This is a genomic window from Streptomyces sp. NBC_01317, assembly GCF_035961655.1.
Classification (GTDB): domain Bacteria; phylum Actinomycetota; class Actinomycetes; order Streptomycetales; family Streptomycetaceae; genus Streptomyces.
The window spans coordinates 6,319,481-6,337,280 of record NZ_CP108393.1; the positions used below are offsets into that span (position 1 = coordinate 6,319,481).

14 protein-coding genes are annotated in these 17,800 nt (G+C 70.9%); 13 read left to right on the forward strand and 1 reads right to left on the reverse strand.

The annotated features are described in order from the left end of the window. Nucleotides 1-717 precede the first annotated feature (717 nt). Nucleotides 718-1,629, reverse strand: coding sequence for a carbohydrate kinase family protein (locus OG349_RS27450; protein ID WP_327237136.1), 912 nt, complete (start codon nucleotides 1,627-1,629; stop codon nucleotides 718-720). Between the two features lie 181 nt (nucleotides 1,630-1,810). On the opposite strand from OG349_RS27450, the gene OG349_RS27455 reads away from it, so the two are divergent. The 13 genes from OG349_RS27455 to pgi all read left to right on the forward strand — a co-directional run bounded on the left by OG349_RS27455 (nucleotide 1,811) and on the right by pgi (nucleotide 17,798). Further along, the gene (locus OG349_RS27455; RefSeq protein WP_327237137.1) at nucleotides 1,811-2,230 is read left to right on the forward strand and encodes a Rieske (2Fe-2S) protein; all 420 of its coding nucleotides are present in this window, start codon (nucleotides 1,811-1,813) and stop codon (nucleotides 2,228-2,230) included. Nucleotides 2,231-2,305: 75 nt separating this feature from the next. Then, nucleotides 2,306-4,351 (forward strand): excinuclease ABC subunit UvrC, encoded by a 2,046-nt coding sequence (uvrC, locus tag OG349_RS27460; protein ID WP_327237138.1) that lies wholly within the window; start codon nucleotides 2,306-2,308, stop codon nucleotides 4,349-4,351. After that, nucleotides 4,344-5,282, forward strand: a complete 939-nt coding sequence (gene rapZ / locus OG349_RS27465; RefSeq protein WP_327237139.1) for an RNase adapter RapZ — start codon at nucleotides 4,344-4,346, stop codon at nucleotides 5,280-5,282. The genes uvrC and rapZ overlap by 8 nt, the downstream gene beginning before the upstream one ends. Continuing rightward, nucleotides 5,279-6,313 carry a gluconeogenesis factor YvcK family protein gene (locus OG349_RS27470; protein ID WP_442806320.1) on the forward strand — a complete coding sequence of 345 codons (1,035 nt, stop codon included), beginning with the start codon at nucleotides 5,279-5,281 and terminating at the stop codon, nucleotides 6,311-6,313. Before rapZ ends, OG349_RS27470 begins: the two co-directional genes overlap by 4 nt. Next, nucleotides 6,304-7,293: a DNA-binding protein WhiA gene (whiA, locus tag OG349_RS27475; RefSeq protein WP_041990916.1), complete on the forward strand. Its 990-nt coding sequence runs from the start codon at nucleotides 6,304-6,306 to the stop codon at nucleotides 7,291-7,293. The genes OG349_RS27470 and whiA overlap by 10 nt, the downstream gene beginning before the upstream one ends. Nucleotides 7,294-7,469: 176 nt before the next feature. After that, nucleotides 7,470-10,421, forward strand: coding sequence for a M14 family metallopeptidase (locus OG349_RS27480; RefSeq protein WP_327237140.1), 2,952 nt, complete (start codon nucleotides 7,470-7,472; stop codon nucleotides 10,419-10,421). Nucleotides 10,422-10,632: 211 nt separating this feature from the next. Beyond that, on the forward strand, nucleotides 10,633-11,637 hold the full coding sequence (gene gap / locus OG349_RS27485; RefSeq protein ID WP_327237141.1) for a type I glyceraldehyde-3-phosphate dehydrogenase: 1,005 nt from the start codon (nucleotides 10,633-10,635) through the stop codon (nucleotides 11,635-11,637). A 114-nt stretch (nucleotides 11,638-11,751) separates the two neighbouring features. Then, nucleotides 11,752-12,963, forward strand: coding sequence for a phosphoglycerate kinase (locus OG349_RS27490; protein WP_327237142.1), 1,212 nt, complete (start codon nucleotides 11,752-11,754; stop codon nucleotides 12,961-12,963). Between the two features lie 7 nt (nucleotides 12,964-12,970). Beyond that, nucleotides 12,971-13,774, forward strand: coding sequence for a triose-phosphate isomerase (tpiA, locus tag OG349_RS27495; RefSeq protein WP_327237143.1), 804 nt, complete (start codon nucleotides 12,971-12,973; stop codon nucleotides 13,772-13,774). A gap of 125 nt (nucleotides 13,775-13,899) precedes the next feature. Further along, nucleotides 13,900-14,130, forward strand: a complete 231-nt coding sequence (gene secG, locus OG349_RS27500) for a preprotein translocase subunit SecG (protein WP_327238748.1) — start codon at nucleotides 13,900-13,902, stop codon at nucleotides 14,128-14,130. Nucleotides 14,131-14,333: 203 nt separating this feature from the next. Then, complete coding sequence (locus OG349_RS27505; RefSeq protein WP_078615979.1) at nucleotides 14,334-14,669, forward strand: RNA polymerase-binding protein RbpA; 336 nt, start codon at nucleotides 14,334-14,336, stop codon at nucleotides 14,667-14,669. Between the two features lie 168 nt (nucleotides 14,670-14,837). After that, a complete protein-coding gene (locus OG349_RS27510; RefSeq protein ID WP_442806321.1) occupies nucleotides 14,838-16,088 on the forward strand; it encodes an MFS transporter in 1,251 nt (416 codons plus the stop codon). Between the two features lie 57 nt (nucleotides 16,089-16,145). Next, complete coding sequence (gene pgi, locus OG349_RS27515) at nucleotides 16,146-17,798, forward strand: glucose-6-phosphate isomerase (protein ID WP_327237145.1); 1,653 nt, start codon at nucleotides 16,146-16,148, stop codon at nucleotides 17,796-17,798. The last annotated feature ends 2 nt before the right edge of the window (nucleotides 17,799-17,800 follow it).

Consider the following 17,800-nt stretch of genomic DNA (forward strand, 5'->3'; position numbering starts at 1 on the left):
TGGTGGCGGGGGGTGGGGCCTGCGGAGGTACGTATGTCCGGACTGCATGTTTTACGGCGCCTCAGGGACTCGTTTAGCTCACCGGGGCCATGCGCCACAAAACACGCTTTACGTCCGGACACACGCACCTCCTCCGACCCCACCCCCCTCACGCCGAGGGTGAGCCGAACGACCCCGCCGGCCCGGGGAGCCTCGCCTCCGCCCGGTGCTCGGGCGCGGCTTACCGATGTCCTCAATCGCCGGACGGGCTGGAGTGTGCCCCTGCGCGGTGCGCGGGTGGCGGTTACTGCGTCCTCAATCGCCGGACGGGCTTGGGTTGCGTCCGGGTGGTGCCGTCGGTGCGGGTCAAGGATGTCCTCAAGCGCCGGACAGGCTTAAAGACCGGAGCGGGCCGGGTTGTTTTGGCGCGGGCGTGGAAGGGGGACGGGCAGGGGTCGTGTCCGGAACGTAGAGCGTGTTTTGTGTCGCGTGACTACCGGTAAACCAAACAAGACCCCGAACGCGACGTAAAACATGCAGTGCAGGACACGACCCCTGCCCGGCCCCCGGCAACAACCCGCGCATACGCAACCGGCCCGCAGCGGGCACAACCAAGCCCGTCCGGCGATTGAGGACAACACGAACCGCAACCCGGTCACCCAGACGCGCGGCCCACCGGCCCCAGAACGCCCGTCCGGCGCCTGAGGACAAGCAGTAAGCGCGACCAAAAACCGGGCGCTACGCGCCAGCGCGTCCGCACGCCTCCGCCGCCGCCTGCGACGCGAAGTCGAGGACCTCGCGCCAACCCGAGGCCCCCAACGCCACCAGCCCCGGAGGGGACAACGCATCACGGGCAGCAAGCGCGTGCAACACCGCCGCGTTCACCGCGTCACCCGCCCCGATCGTGTCCACCACGGACACCGCCGCCGCCGGCACCGACACCTCCGTGCCGTCCGCCGTCCACACGGTCGACCCCTCCGCGCCGCGCGTCAGTACCACCGCCGCCGGCCCCCGCGCCGTCCACTCCGCCGGGACGCCGCCCAGCCACGCCGCGTCGTCCTGGGAGAGCTTCAGCAGCGTGACGGACGGCAGCCAGCCGGTGAACCGGGTCCGGTACGCGTCGGGGTCCGGGATCACCCCCGGCCGGATGTTCGGGTCGAGCAGCGTGAAGACCCCGCGCGCAGACTCCCGCCGCAGCAGCGCCTCGTACGCGCTCGCGCCCGGCTCCAGCACCAGTGAGCACGTGCCCAGGGCAAGAGCCCGGACCTCGGGCGGCAGCGCGTGCGGCAGTTCGAACAACCGGTCGGCGCTGCCCTCCGCGTAGAAGCCGTAGCCCGCGGACCCGTCCGGGCCGAGCGCCGCGACGGCGAGGGTCGTGGGCTCGTGGCCCCGCTGCACCAGGGACGTGTCGACGCCCGACGACCTCAGCCCCTCCATCAGCATGTCCCCGAAGACGTCCGTCGAGATCCGGGAGCAGAAGGCCGCGGGCGACCCGAGCCGCCCGAGCGCGACGGCCGTGTTGAACGGCCCGCCACCGAGGCGCGGCAGCAGCGCCGTCGGCGCGGTGCGGTCCGTACGGTCCCCGGCGGCAGCAACGGCGGCGTGCTGCGGCACCAGGTCGATCAGGGCTTCTCCGGCGACGACGATCACAGATCCGAACGTAACGCATACCCGCCGTGCGCGGCGACGGCGGCGTGGAGGCGGCAGCGTGGAGGCGGCGGACAGGAGGCCGCGGCCCCCCGGCCCGGCGCCCAGGACCACGCCGGTATCGTCACGTATGCCACCCCGCCCGTACCGCGGGCCCCGTACCACCCCGACCTGTGGAGACACCATGCCCGCCCCCCGCCGCACCGTGCTGAAGGGCGCCGCGCTCGTCGGCGCCGCCGGACTGGGGGTCGCGGCCTGCTCCACCGAGTCGAAGCTGGGCCACGCCCAGACGCCCACCCCCACCGCCCCCGAGCCGCTCGGCGCCGCGTCCGAGGTGCCCGTCGGCGGCGCGAAGCTCTACCGCGAGCAGCGGGTGATCGTGTACTGCCCGGCGAAGGGCGAATACAAGGGGTTCAGCGCCCAGTGCACCCACGCGGGCTGCCTCCTGGAGAAGCTCGAAGGCACGATCGGTGACTGCCCGTGTCACGGCAGCCGCTTCGACGTCACCACCGGCGAGGCGGTCCACGGCCCCGCAACGGTCCCGCTGCCGAAGGTCCCCGTCACGCTGGAGGGCGACAACCTGGTGGCGGGCCCGGAAGCCTGACGCGGCACCAAGGGCCACCCGCTCCGGCATCGCGCGCGTCCCGCGCTGTCCGTCCTCGCAAGTAGGGTGGACAGCATGCCCGACCCCTCCAGCTACCGCCCCAAGCCGGGACAGATCCCCGACTCGCCGGGGGTCTACAAATTCCGCGACGAACACCACCGGGTGATCTACGTCGGGAAGGCGAAAAGCCTGCGCCCGCGCCTGTCCAGCTACTTCCAGGACCTGGCCGGCCTGCACCCCCGTACCCGCACGATGGTCACCACCGCCGCCTCCGTCGAGTGGACCGTCGTCTCCACCGAGGTCGAGGCGCTCCAGCTGGAGTACTCCTGGATCAAGGAGTTCGACCCCCGCTTCAACGTCAAGTACCGCGACGACAAGAGCTATCCGTACCTCGCGGTCACCCTCAACGAGGAGTTCCCGCGCGTCCAGGTGATGCGCGGCGCCAAGCGCAAGGGCGTGCGGTACTTCGGTCCGTACGGACACGCCTGGGCGATCCGCGAGACGGTCGACCTGATGCTCCGGGTGTTTCCCGTACGGACGTGCTCCGCCGGGGTGTTCAAGAACGCGGAGCGCACGGGCCGCCCCTGCCTGCTCGGCTACATCGGCAAGTGCTCCGCGCCCTGCGTCGGCCGGGTCACCCCCGAGGAACACCGTGAACTGGCCGAGGAGTTCTGCGACTTCATGGCCGGCCGCACCGGCGCGTACATCCGCCGCCTGGAGCGGCAGATGGCGGTCGCCGCCGAGGACATGGAGTACGAGAAGGCGGGCCGGCTGCGCGACGACATAGGGGCCCTGCGCCGGGCGATGGAGAAGAACGCCGTCGTGCTCGCCGACGCCACCGACGCCGACCTGATCGCGGTGGCCGAGGACGAGCTGGAGGCCGCCGTGCAGATCTTCCACGTCCGCGGCGGCCGGGTGCGCGGCCAGCGCGGCTGGGTCACGGACAAGGTCGAGGAGGTCGGTACGGCGGGCCTGGTCGAGCACGCGCTCCAGCAGCTGTACGGGGAGGAGACCGGCGACTCCGTACCGAAAGAGGTCCTGGTCCCGGCGCTGCCCGGCGACGACGCGGCGACGGCGGCCGTCACCCAGTGGCTGAGCGAGCGGCGCGGTTCGCTGGTGTCCCTGCGGATCCCGCAGCGGGGCGACAAGAAGGACCTGATGGCGACGGTCGAGCGCAACGCCCAGCAGGCGCTCGTCCTGCACAAGACCAGGCGGGCCAGCGATCTCACGACCCGCTCGCGGGCCCTGGAGGAGATCGCGCGGGCCCTGGACCTGGACAGTGTGCCGCTGCGGATCGAGTGCTTCGACATCTCCCACCTCCAGGGGGACGACGTCGTCGCCTCCATGGTGGTCTTCGAGGACGGCCTCGCCCGTAAGAGCGAATACCGCCGCTTCCAGATCAAGGGCCGGGTCGGGGACACCCAGGTCTGGCACGGCGAGGGACAGGACGACGTCCGGTCGATGCACGAGGTGATCGCCCGCCGCTTCCGCCGCTACCTCCTGGAGAAGGAGAAGACGGGGGAGTGGACGGAGCAGGACCTCGCGGGCGGGACCGACGCGGCGGGCGGGGTCCCCGCCGCGCCCGAGGACGACGGCCGCCCCAAGCGTTTCGCGTACCCGCCCCAGCTGGTCGTGGTCGACGGCGGGCAGCCGCAGGTCGCGGCGGCCAAGCGGGCCCTGGACGAGCTGGGCATCGACGACGTGGCCGTCTGCGGGCTCGCCAAGCGCCTCGAAGAGGTCTGGCTGCCAGACGACGACGATCCGGTGGTCCTGCCCCGCTCCAGCGAGGGGCTCTACCTCCTCCAGCGCGTGCGCGACGAGGCGCACCGCTTCGCGATCACCTATCAGCGGGCGAAGCGGGCCAAACGCATCAGGACCAGCCCGCTGGACGACGTCCCCGGTCTCGGTGAGACGCGGAAGCAGGCGCTCATCAAGCATTTCGGCTCGGTGAAGCGGCTGCGGCAGGCGACAATCGAGCAGATCTGCGAGGTCCCGGGGCTCGGCCGCAAGACGGCCGAGGCCGTTGCCGTGGCCCTCGCCCAGGCGGCCCCGGCCGCACCCGCCGTGAACACGGCAACAGGAGAGATCATGGATGACGACGGGGGCAGCACGCATGACTGAGCACGACCGGGACGGAGCGGAGCACGTGAGTACGGGCACCACGAAGGAGGCCGGTGATGCCGTCGAGGCGGCCATCCCCGAGCTGGTGATCATCTCCGGCATGTCGGGCGCGGGGCGCAGCACCGCGGCGAAGTGCCTGGAGGACCTCGGCTGGTTCGTCGTCGACAACCTGCCGCCCGCGCTGATCCCCACCATGGTGGAGCTGGGCGCGCGCTCGCAGGGCAACGTGGCCAGGATCGCGGTGGTCGTGGACGTCCGCGGCCGGCGGTTCTTCGACAACCTCCGCGAGTCCCTGGCGGATCTCGACGCCAAGGGCGTCAACCGGCGGATCGTCTTCCTGGAGTCGTCCGACGAGGCGCTGGTCCGCCGCTTCGAGTCCGTCCGCCGCCCGCACCCCCTCCAGGGGGACGGGCGGATCGTGGACGGCATCGAGGCCGAGCGTGACCTGCTGCGCGAGCTGCGCGGCGACGCCGACCTGGTGATCGACACCTCCAGCCTCAACGTGCACGAGCTGCGCGCGAAGCTGGACGCCGGGTTCGCCGGGGACGAGAAGCCGGAGCTGCGGGCGACGGTGATGTCGTTCGGCTACAAGTACGGCCTGCCGGTGGACGCGGATCTGGTGGTGGACTGCCGCTTCCTGCCGAACCCGCACTGGGTCCCGGAGCTGCGGCCGTTCACGGGCCTCAACGAGGAGGTGTCCGCGTACGTCTTCAACCAGCCGGGCGCCAAGGAGTTCCTCGACCGCTACACCGAGCTGCTCCAGCTGATCGCCGCCGGGTACCGCCGCGAGGGCAAGCGGTACGTGACCGTCGCGGTCGGCTGTACGGGCGGCAAGCACCGTTCCGTGGCCATGTCCGAGAAGCTCGCCGCCCGCCTCGCCGCCGAAGGTGTCGAGACCGTCGTCGTCCACCGGGACATGGGGCGCGAGTGACCGGACGCACCTTCCGCATGCGGCGCCTGCGCAGGGGCACCCCCGCGCCGGCGTCGCGGGCTCGCGGTGCCCAGCCCAAGGTCGTCGCCCTCGGCGGCGGCAGGGGCCTGTCCGCCTCGCTGGCGGCCCTGCGCCGGATCACCGGCGACCTGACCGCCGTCGTCACGGTCGCCGACGACGGCGGCTCCAGCGGCCGGCTCCGCGACGAGCTGGGTGTCCTGCCGCCGGGCGACCTGCGCAAGGCGCTGGCGGCGCTCTGCGGTGACGACGACTGGGGCCAGACGTGGGCCCGCGTCATCCAGCACCGATTCGTCTCCCGGGGCGATCTCCACGACCACGCCGTCGGCAATCTGCTGATCGTCGCCCTGTGGGAGCAGCTGGGCGACCATGTGCAGGCCCTGGACCTGGTCGGCAAGCTGCTCGGCGCGCACGGCCGGGTGCTGCCCATGTCCGCGGTGCCGCTGGAGCTCCAGGCGCTCGTACGGGGGCACGACCCGGCCCGTCCGGATGACGTCGACACCGTGCGCGGCCAGGCCACGGTCGCGCTCACGCGCGGTGAGGTGCAGTACGTGCACCTGGTGCCGAACGACCCGCCGGCGGTGCCCGAGGCCGTCGCGGCGGTGCTGGACGCCGACTGGGTGGTGCTCGGCCCCGGCTCCTGGTTCTCCTCGGTCATCCCGCACCTGCTGGTGCCCGAGCTGCTCGACGCCCTGGTCGAGACGAAGGCCCGCCGGGTCCTGTCGTTGAATCTCGCACCACAACCCGGTGAAACCGATGGCTTCTCACCGCAGCGTCATTTGGAGGTTTTGGGGCGACACGCCCCTAAACTCGCCCTGGACGTGGTGCTCGCCGATGAGGCCGCCGTGCCTGACTGCGAGTCACTCGCCGATGCCGCCAAACGGTTCGGTGCCGCGGTCGAGCTGGCGCCGGTGGCAGCGACCGACAGTTCCCCGAAGCACGATCCGGAGCTGTTGGCAGCCGCGTACGACCGTATTTTTCGGATGCATGGAAGGATCGGCCCATGGCGATGACGCCAGCGGTGAAGGACGAGATCGCCCGCCTCCCCGTCACCCGGACGTGTTGTAGGAAGGCTGAGGTCTCGGCGATTCTTCGGTTCGCGGGCGGGCTGCACCTGGTGAGCGGCCGCATCGTGATCGAGGCGGAGCTGGACACCAGCATCGCCGCGCGCCGCCTCCGCAAGGACATCCTGGAGATCTTCGGGCACAACTCGGAGCTGGTGGTGATGGCCCCCGGCGGTCTGCGCAGAGGCAGCCGTTACGTCGTACGGGTGATCACCGGTGGTGACCAGCTGGCCCGGCAGACCGGTCTGGTCGACGGCCGGGGGCGCCCGATCCGCGGCCTGCCCCCGCAGGTCGTCTCCGGTGCCACGTGTGACGCCGAGGCGGCCTGGCGCGGGGCGTTCCTCGCGCACGGCTCGCTCACCGAGCCCGGCCGCTCCTCCTCGCTGGAGGTGACCTGCCCGGGCCCCGAGGCCGCCCTCGCCCTGGTCGGCGCGGCCCGCCGGCTCCAGATCGCCGCCAAGGCCCGTGAGGTACGGGGCGTGGACCGGGTGGTCGTACGGGACGGGGACGCGATCGGCGCCCTGCTGACCCGGCTCGGCGCGCACGAGTCGGTGCTGGCCTGGGAGGAGCGGCGGATGCGCCGCGAGGTCCGGGCCACGGCCAACCGCCTCGCCAACTTCGACGACGCCAACCTGCGCCGCTCCGCCCGCGCCGCCGTCGCCGCGGGGGCCCGGGTGGGACGCGCCCTGGAGATCCTCGGCGAGGAGGTGCCCGAGCATCTCGCCGCCGCCGGCCGGCTCCGTATGGAGCACAAGCAGGCGTCGCTGGAGGAGCTGGGCGCGCTCGCCGACCCGCCGCTGACCAAGGACGCGGTCGCGGGCCGGATCCGCCGGCTGCTCGCCATGGCCGACAAGCGGGCGCAGGACCTGGGCATTCCGGGTACGGAGTCGACGCTCAGCGAGGAGATGGCCGACGGTCTCGTCGGCTGAGACCCCCGCCACGTACCACCGGGTGCGGCCGGCCTTCTCACGAGGCCGGCCGCGCCCGTTTTTAGGTGTCCGCAGCACGTACCCCGCGACGGCCGGATGTGCCCTTGACATGATCATGGAGCATGGTCAACCTGACGTCTGGTCACGTACGTGACGGACAACGGCAAGGGGGGCACATGAGACGCAGAGCGAGATCGATCCTCGCGGCGGGCGCGCTGCTGGTGGGCGGAGTGACACTGGCGCCGCTCGCCGAGGCACAGACGACACCGGGCGCGGACGCCGGCGCGGACGCCGTGAAGGTGTTCGACGCACAGGTCACCAAGGAGCAGGTGCCGCTGCTCATAGCCGCCGGCCAGGACTCGCGTGAACTGGGCGAGCTGGCACCGGAGAAGGGCACGGCGAAGGTCGAGCTGTTCCTCACCGACGCGCAGGCGCGCGGCCTGGAGCAGCAGGGTGTCGACGTCACCGAGCGCAAGGTCGCCCAGAAGGCCGAGGCCAGGATCCAGGCCGCCGGCGACGGCGTCTTCCGCCCGTACAGCGGCAAGGGCAACCTGAAGGAAGAGATCGTCAAGACCGGGCAGGCCAACCCCGGCCTCACCAAGGTCGTCTCCATCGGCAAGACCGTCCAGGGCCAGGACATCCTCGCGATCAAGATCAGCAAGGGCGCGAAGAAGACGAAGGACGGCGCCAAGCCGTCCGTGCTCTACATGTCCAACCAGCACGCCCGGGAGTGGATCACTCCCGAGATGACGCGCCGGCTGATGCACTACTACCTCGACAACTACGGCAAGGACCGGCGGATCACCAAGATCGTCGACTCCACCGAGCTGTGGTTCGTCCCCACCGCCAACCCGGACGGCTACGACTACACGTTCAGCCCCGACGGCGACCGGCTGTGGCGCAAGAACCTGCGGGACGTCGACGGCGACGGGACGATCACCGCCGGCGACGGCGTCGACCTCAACCGCAACTTCGCCTTCAAGTGGGGCTACGACGACGAGGGTTCGTCGCCCCGCCCCACCGGCGAGACCTACCGCGGCGCGGGCCCCAACTCCGAGCCCGAGACGAAGGCGATCGACCGCTTCCAGAAGAGCATCGGCTTCGACTACGGCATCAACTACCACTCGGCGGCCGAGCTGCTCCTCTACGGCGTGGGCTGGCAGGTCGCCACCCCCACCCCCGACGACGTGCTCTACGAGGCCCTCGCCGGCACGCCCGAGAACTCCGCGGTCCCCGGCTACTACCCGCAGGTCTCCTCCGAGCTGTACACCACCAACGGTGAGGCCGACGGGCACGCGGCGAACGTCAACGGCACGATGATGTTCACCCCGGAGATGACGACCTGCCAGACCGCCTCGGCGATCGACCCGGCCGACGCGTGGGAGGCCAGGGACTGCCAGTCCGGCTTCAACTTCCCCGACGACGAGAAGCTGATCCAGGGCGAGTTCGCCAAGAACATCCCCTTCGCGCTCTCCGTCGCCGAGACCGCCGTCCACCCCGACCAGCCGGTCTCCTCGGTCGGCCTGACGGCCCCCGACTTCACCCTGGACCCCTTCACCACCTCGTACGCGCGCGGTGAGGACCAGGAAGTCGCCGTCACCGTCCGCAAGTCCGTCCGGGACAAGGAGCTCAACTACCGGATCAACGGCGGCCGTACGCACGACGAGGACCTCAAGGCCTGGAAGGGCGGCGAGACCTACGGCGGCGACGACAACCTCCACTTCGACGAGTACCGCGCCGAGATCGAGGACGCCGACCCGGGCGACACGGTCGAGGTCTGGTTCACCGGCCGCACCAAGGCCGGCCGGTCCACGGCCAGTGAGCACTTCACCTACACCGTCGCCGAGCGCCCCCGCGCCGACACGATCGTGATCGCCGAGGGCGCCGGATCCGCCCAGAACGCCGCCGCGTACGTCGACGCCCTCCGGGCCAACGGCCGTACCGCCGTCGTCTGGGACGTCCCCACCCAGGGCGCCCCGCACCCGCTGGGGGTCCTCGCCCACTTCTCCACCGCCGTCCACTACACCGGGGCCACCGCCCCGACCGGCGACACCCAGCTGGCTGTCAGGGACTTCCTCAACGAGGGCGGCAAGCTGGTCGAGGCCGGCGAGCTGGCCGGCGGCAACGCCACGGTCGGCCGCGCCCAGACCAACGACTTCAGCCAGTACTACCTGGGCGCGTACGGTCGTACGTCCCTGGGCGGCGCCACCGGCTTCACCGGCGCCGGCGCCCTCGCGGGCGCGGCGGGACCGCTGGCGGCCGCACCCGGCAACCCGCTGAACGCCGCCGGGGTCTACAACATCACCTCCGAGACCCTGGACCCGGAGACCTTCCCCCAGTTCCGGAGCGCGCAGGCCGGCACGTACGCGGGCATCGTCAACCCGTACGCCCCCTACCAGGGCGCCTGGATGGCGGCGGCCACCCACGAGGACGACGACTGGCGGCGCCTGAGCCGGACCGTCGACCTCACCGGGGTCACCGCGGCCGACAAGCCCGAACTGCGTCTCGCGCTGAACTGGAACACCGAGCCGGGCTACGACCACGCCGTCCTGGAGGCGCACACCACCGGCGCCGAGGACTGGACCACCCTCCCCGAGGCCGGCGGCGCCACCACCGCCGCGGTCCCCGACGAGTGCGAGGCCGGGTTCTTCGTCGCCGGACACCCCTTCCTGGAGCACTACCTCACCCTCGGGGACGCGGGCTGCGAGGCGACCGGCACCACCGGCGCCTGGAACAGCTTCACCGGCACCTCCAACGGCTGGAAGCAGGTCGCCTTCGACCTGAGCGCCTACGCCGGGAAGAAGGTCGACCTCTCGCTCAGCTACATCACCGACCCCAGCACGGGCGGCCGCGGCCTCTTCGCGGACAACACGCGCCTGGTCGTCGGCGGCGCCGAGCAGCAGGCCGAGGGCTTCGAGACCTCTCTCGGCGCCTGGACCACCCCGGGAGCCCCGGCGGGCAGCCCGGCCGTGGACGGCGACTGGACGCGCGTCCAGGAGCTTTTCAAGGCCTACTCCGCCGTGACCACCCGTGACACCGTGCTGCTGGGCTTCGGCCTGGAGCACGTACAGGACGCCGGACAGCGTGCGGCGATCCTCGGCAAGGCACTGCGCAGCCTGCGCCACTGATCCGCAACGCCGGGGTCACCGGTGGTTCGCCACCCGGTCACCCCGGCGTCGACGGCCCGTGCCCGCTACCCGCGGGTACGGGCCGTTGTCGACTTCGCGGCAGCTCGATGTCACTCCGCCCTCCTCAGGAAGGTAGGGTCATAAGCGGTCGGGGACATCCCATACAACTCGCCGGCGTCGAAAACCGGCGTACCAACGAGGAGATCGGTTCGTGACGATCCGCGTAGGCATCAACGGCTTTGGCCGCATCGGTCGTAACTACTTCCGCGCGCTGCTGGAGCAGGGTGCAGACATCGAGATCGTGGCTGTCAACGACCTGGGTGACACTGCGACCACCGCGCACTTGCTGAAGTACGACACCATCCTGGGGCGCCTGAAGGCACAGGTGACCCACACCGCCGACACCATCACGGTCGACGGACACACCATCAAGGTGCTCTCCGAGCGCAACCCGGCCGACATCCCCTGGGGTGAGCTGGGCGTCGACATCGTCATCGAGTCGACCGGCATCTTCACCAAGAAGGCCGACGCGGCGAAGCACCTCGCGGGCGGCGCCAAGAAGGTCCTCATCTCGGCTCCGGCCAAGGACGAGGACATCACCATCGTGATGGGCGTCAACGAGAACAAGTACGTCGCGGCCGACCACCACGTCATCTCCAACGCCTCCTGCACCACCAACTGTGTGGCGCCGATGGCCAAGGTTCTCCTGGAGAACTTCGGCATCGTCAAGGGCATGATGACGACGGTCCACGCGTACACGAACGACCAGCGGATCCTGGACTTCCCGCACAGCGACCTCCGCCGCGCCCGTGCCGCCGCGGAGAACATCATTCCGACCACCACCGGTGCCGCCAAGGCCACCGCGCTGGTGATCCCGGAACTGGCGGGCAAGCTCGACGGCATCGCGATGCGCGTCCCGGTCCCGACCGGCTCGGTCACCGACCTGGTCATCGAGCTGGAGCGCGAGGTGACCAAGGACGAGGTCAACGCAGCCTTCCAGAAGGCGGCCGAGGGCCAGCTCAAGGGCATCCTCGACTACACCGAGGACGCCATCGTCTCCTCGGACATCGTCAACTGGCCCGCCTCCTGCACCTTCGACTCCTCCCTGACCATGGTCCAGGGCAAGAGCGTGAAGGTCATCGGCTGGTACGACAACGAGTGGGGCTACTCCAACCGCCTGGTCGACCTGACCGAGTTCGTCGGCGCGCAGCTCTAGGCGACACGACGTGAACGACAGGGCTCGGTGGGCGCACGCTGCGCCCACCGAGCCCTGTCGGGCTGTGCGGCCCGCCCGGAAACCGACCAGACGTTCCAAGGAGTCCAGCACCGGATGAAGACGATCGACGAACTTCTCACCGAAGGGGTCGGCGGCAAGCGGGTATTCGTCCGCGCCGACCTCAACGTGCCGCTCGACGGCACGACGATCACCGACGACGGCCGCATCCGCGCCGTCCAGCCGACGATCGCCCGGCTCGCCGACGCCGGCGCGCGCGTGATCGTCGCGTCCCACCTCGGCCGCCCCAAGGGCGCGCCCGACCCCGCCTTCTCGCTCGCCCCCGCCGCCGCCCGCCTCGGGGAACTCCTCGGTACGGACGTGGCCTTCGCGACCGACACGGTCGGCGACTCCGCCCGGGCCGTCGTCGCGGGCCTCGCCGACGGCCAGGTCGCCGTGATCGAGAACCTCCGCTTCAACCCCGGCGAGACCTCGAAGGACGACGCCGAGCGCGGCGCCTTCGCCGACCAGCTGGCCGGCCTCGCCGACCTGTACGTGGGCGACGGCTTCGGAGCCGTACACCGCAAGCACGCCTCCGTCGTGGACCTCCCGGCCCGCCTCCCGCACGCCGCGGGCGGCCTCATCGCCACCGAGGTCGGTGTCCTCAAGAAGCTCACCGAGGACGTCGCCCGCCCGTACGCCGTCGTCCTCGGCGGCGCCAAGGTCTCCGACAAGCTCGGGGTCATCGACCACCTGCTGGAGAAGGCCGACCGCATCCTCATCGGCGGCGGCATGGCGTTCACCTTCCTCAAGGCCCAGGGCCACGAGGTCGGCTCCTCGCTGCTCCAGGAGGACCAGATCCCGGCTGTCCAGGGCTACCTCAAGCGCGCCGAGGAGCGCGGCGTGGAGTTCGTGCTCCCCGTCGACTTCCTGGTCGCCGAGCAGTTCCCCGACCTCAAGACGAAGGCGCCCGCGCACCCCGAGACGGTCGCGGCCGACGCCATGCCCGCCGGGAAGATGGGCCTGGACAACGGGCCCGAGACCTGCGCGCTCTACGCCGCCAAGCTCGCCGACGCGGCCACCGTCTTCTGGAACGGGCCGATGGGCGTCTTCGAACATCCCGACTACGCGGAGGGCACCAGGGCCGTCGCCCAGGCCCTCCTCGACTCGTCGGCCTTCACCGTCGTCGGCGGTGGCGACTCCGCCGCCGCCGTCCGGATCCTGGGCTTCGACGAGAACGCATTCGGCCATATCTCGACCGGTGGCGGCGCGAGCCTCGAATACCTCGAAGGCAAGACGCTTCCCGGCCTCGCCGCACTGGAGGACTGACCGTTCCATGACCGCTTCGACCGCTTCATCCGAAACAGCAGGCCGCCTTCCGCTGATGGCGGGCAACTGGAAGATGAACCTCAACCACCTTGAGGCCATCGCCCACACCCAGAAGCTCGCCTTCGCCCTGGCGGACAAGGACTACGACGCCGTCGAGGTCGCCGTCCTGCCCCCCTTCACCGACCTGCGGTCCGTACAGACCCTCGTCGACGGGGACAAGCTCAAGATCAAGTACGGCGCCCAGGACATCTCCGCGCACGACTCAGGCGCCTACACCGGCGAGATCTCGGGCCCGATGCTCGCCAAGCTCAAGTGCACCTACGTCGCTGTGGGGCACTCCGAGCGCCGGCAGTACCACGCCGAGACGGACGAGCAGTGCAACGCCAAGGTGAAGGCCGCGTTCCGGCACGGCCTGACCCCGATCCTGTGCGTCGGCGAGGGCCTGGACATCCGCAAGGCCGGTGACCAGGTCGCGTACACGCTGGCGCAGCTCGACGGCGGCCTCAAGGACGTCCCGGCCGAGCAGGCCGAGACGATCGTGATCGCGTACGAGCCGGTCTGGGCGATCGGCACCGGCGAGGTCGCCACCCCCGAGGACGCCCAGGAGGTCTGCGGGGCGATCCGCGGCCGGCTGGCCGAGCTGTACTCCCAGGAGCTGGCCGGCAAGGTCCGCATCCAGTACGGCGGCTCGGTGAAGTCCGGCAACGTGGCCGCGATCATGGCCCAGCCCGATGTGGACGGCGCACTGGTCGGCGGCGCGGCGCTGGACGCCGAGGAGTTCGTCAAGATCGTCAGGTTCCGCGACCAGTGAGTATGCGGTAGCACGGATCCGTCGTACCCTTGCGGGGGCCGGGTGGCCAGCCATCCGGCCCCCGCAGTCCTTGACCAGTCCGAATTCAGTCCTGTCAGTCCGAGGAAGTTGGTCCAGCCGTGGTTATGGGGTTCTCGATCGCCCTCATCATCTTCAGCCTGCTGCTGATGCTGCTGGTGCTGATGCACAAGGGGAAGGGCGGCGGCCTCTCCGACATGTTCGGTGGCGGAATGCAGTCGTCCGTCGGTGGGTCCTCGGTCGCGGAGCGTAACCTCGACCGCATCACCGTGGTTGTCGGTCTGCTGTGGTTCGCGAGCATTATCGTACTTGGCCTGCTGCTCAAGCTGGACAGCTGACCGCACGTACGGTACGGCGCCGCGGGCGCGGCCTATCATGAGCTTCCGCGCCCCGCGGCAGGGGTAACTCCCCTCTCTGGACGCGCGTTGGGCCTGAGACCGACCGGCGATCGCCGGCCGGTCTTACGTAGACTGGGGCGCCACCCGGCAGCGGGAGCTGCCTATCGATGCTTCGCGGCACCATCACGCAGGGAGTTACGACCGTGGCAAGTGGCAACGCGATCCGGGGAAGCCGGGTCGGAGCGGGGCCGATGGGCGAGGCCGAGCGTGGCGAGTCCGCGCCACGCCTGCGCATCTCCTTCTGGTGCTCCAACGGGCACGAGACGGTGCCGAGCTTCGCCAGTGACGCGCAGGTTCCGGAGACGTGGGACTGCCCGCGCTGCGGTTTCCCGGCCGGCCAGGACCGGGACAACCCGCCGGACCCGCCGCGCACCGAGCCGTACAAGACGCACCTCGCCTACGTACGTGAGCGGCGGAGCGACGCGGACGGCGAGGCGATCCTCGCGGAGGCGCTCGCCAAGCTGCGCGGCGAGATCTAGGGCCTGTCCCGAGAGCCGCGAGTTCAAGACAATCCGGTCCGGCCGGGTCACCTGTGTCAGGTGGCCCGGCCGAGCTGTTTCCCGGCCTGTTTCCCCGGCCGCCTTTGCCGGCCCCGTTGTCAGTGCCTCCGTCTACGGTTCTCAGCATCGGATTTCTCGAAGCGGCGGATGCGGGCCGTGGAGCCGGAGGGGGACGGGGTGTCGGCTGTCGGAACGGCGGAGGCGGCGGAGGTACGGGCGCCCGCGTGGCGCGGCGGGTTCGGGCGGCTGTGGTCCGCCGCGGTCGTCTCCCGGTTCGGGGACGCGCTGCGGACGGCCGCGATGCCCCTCCTCGCCACCACGCTCACCGACGACCCGCTGCTGATCGCGTCGGTGACCGCCTGCGGCTACCTGCCGTGGCTGCTGTTCGGGCTGCTCGGCGGGGCCGTCGCCGACCGGGTCGACCAGCGGCGGGCCATGTGGGGCGTCGACCTGCTCCGGGGCGTCCTGATGGCGGCCTTCGCGGTGGCCGTCGCCCTGGGCCACGCCTCCGTCGCCCTGCTGATCACCCTCGCGTTCGTGCTCACCACCTTCCAGACGCTCTTCGACAACGCGGCGACGGCCCTGCTGCCCTCCCTCGTGCCGCCCGGGGCGCTGGGGAGCGCGAACGCCCGGCTGATGACCGGACAGCAGATCGCCGGCACGTTCCTCGCCGCGCCCCTGGTGCCGGTGCTGCTGCTGGGCGGCGCCTCCCTGCCGTACGCGGCCGACGCGGCGACCTACGGCGTGGCCGCGCTGCTGATCGCCTCGCTGCGGGCCGAACCGGCGGTACGGCCCGCGCGCAAGGCCGGCTCCACCCTGCGCGCCGAGATGGCCGAGGGGCTGCGTGTCCTGTGGCACGACCGGACCCTGCGCGGGCTGTGCGTGGCCACGACCCTCTGCAACATCGGGATGGGCGCCCTGATCGCCACCCTCGTCCTGCACGTCACGGGCTGGCTGGACGCGGGCGACGCCGGGTACGCGCTCGCGGTCGCCGGGTACGGGGCGGGGAGTGTGCTGGGCGGGCTGCTCGCCCGGCGGCTCGCCGAGCGGACGGGGCGGATACGGGCCGTCCTCCTGGCCGGCACCGTCCAGACCGGGGTCCTGGTCGCCCTGGCCACGGTGCGGGAGCTGTGGGTGGCCGTGGTCTGCCTCGCGGTCTTCGGCCTGTGCGGCATGGTGTGGAACGTGAACCAGACCACGCTCGTGCAGGAGCGGAGCCCGGCTCCCGCGCTGGGCCGCATCAGCGCCGCCTTCCGTACGCTCGCCGTCGCCGGAGCCCCGCTCGGCGCGCTGCTCGGCGGCGCCGCGGCGGCCGGATGGGGGCTCAACACACCCGCCCTGGTGGCCGCCGCGCTCTTCGTACCGGCCGTCGCGTCGCTGGCCCGTCTGATCAATTAGGTTGGAGGGGCAGCAGGGGCAGCACGCAGGCACGAGCAGAAGTGGGCTGATGTCCGAATGAACGCAGCAAGCCGCAGCAGGCTCAATCGCACGCCCGAGTGGGCCGCATTGGGCAAGCACCGGGAGCAGTTGGGCCAGACGGGTCTGCGGGAGCTGTTCGCCGCGGCACCGGCGCGCGGCACCGACTACACCCTCCGGGTCGGCGATCTCCGCCTGGACTACTCGAAGCACCTGGTGACGGACGAGACGCTGGCGCTGCTGCGCGAGCTGGCCGCGGCCACCGGGGTGAGCGAGCTGCGGGACGCCATGTTCCGCGGCGAGAAGATCAACACCACCGAGGACCGCGCGGTCCTGCACACCGCGCTGCGCGCGCCCCGGGACGCCGTGGTCGAGGTCGACGGGGGGAACGTCGTACCGGCCGTGCACGCGGTCCTCGACAAGATGGCCGCCTTCTCCGACCGGATCAGGGGAGGCGAGTGGACCGGCCACACGGGCCGGCCCATCAAGAACGTCGTCAACATCGGCATCGGCGGCTCCGACCTCGGCCCCGCGATGGCGTACGAAGCCCTCAAGTCCTTCACGGACCGCGGCCTCACGGTCCGCTTCGTGTCGAACGTGGACGGCGCCGACCTGCACGAGGCCGTACGGGATCTGGACGCGGCCGAGACGCTCTTCATCGTCGCCTCCAAGACCTTCACCACCATCGAGACCATCACCAACGCCACATCGGCCCGCGACTGGCTGCTGACCGAGTTGAGGGCCGGCCAGGAGGCCGTCGCCAAGCACTTCGTGGCGCTCTCCACGAACAGCGAGAAGGTCGCCGACTTCGGCATCGACACGGCCAACATGTTCGAGTTCTGGGACTGGGTCGGCGGGCGGTACTCGTACGACTCCGCCATCGGCCTCTCCCTGATGATCGCGATCGGCCCCGGCCGCTTCCGCGAGATGCTCGACGGCTTCCACCTCGTGGACGAGCACTTCCGCACCGCCCCGCCGGAGTCCAACGCGCCGCTGCTGCTGGGTCTGTTGGGCGTCTGGTACGGCGCGTTCTTCGACGCGCAGTCTCACGCGGTCCTGCCGTACAGCCACTACCTGTCCAAGTTCACCGCGTACCTCCAGCAGTTGGACATGGAGTCCAACGGCAAGTCCGTGGACCGCGACGGCAACCCCGTCGACTGGCAGACGGGCCCGGTGGTCTGGGGCACGCCCGGCACCAACGGCCAGCACGCGTACTACCAGTTGATCCACCAGGGTACGAAGATCATCCCGGCGGACTTCATCGGCTTCGCCCGGCCCGTCGGGGACCTGGCGCCGGGTCTGGTCGCCCAGCACGACCTGCTGATGGCCAACTTCTTCGCGCAGACGCAGGCGCTGGCGTTCGGCAAGACCCCCGAAGAGGTACGGGCCGAGGGGGTGCCCGAGGAGCTGGTGCCGCACAAGACCTTCCGGGGGAACCACCCCACCACCACGATCCTCGCCGACGAGCTGACCCCCTCCGTCCTGGGCCAGCTGATCGCCCTGTACGAGCACAAGGTCTTCGTCCAGGGTGCGATCTGGAACATCGACTCGTTCGACCAGTGGGGCGTCGAGCTCGGCAAGGTCCTCGCCAAGAAGATCGAACCGGTCCTGACGGGTGACGAGGCCGGTGACCACCTCGACTCGTCGACGGCGGCGCTGGTCGCCACCTACCGCACCCTGCGCGGCCGCTGAGA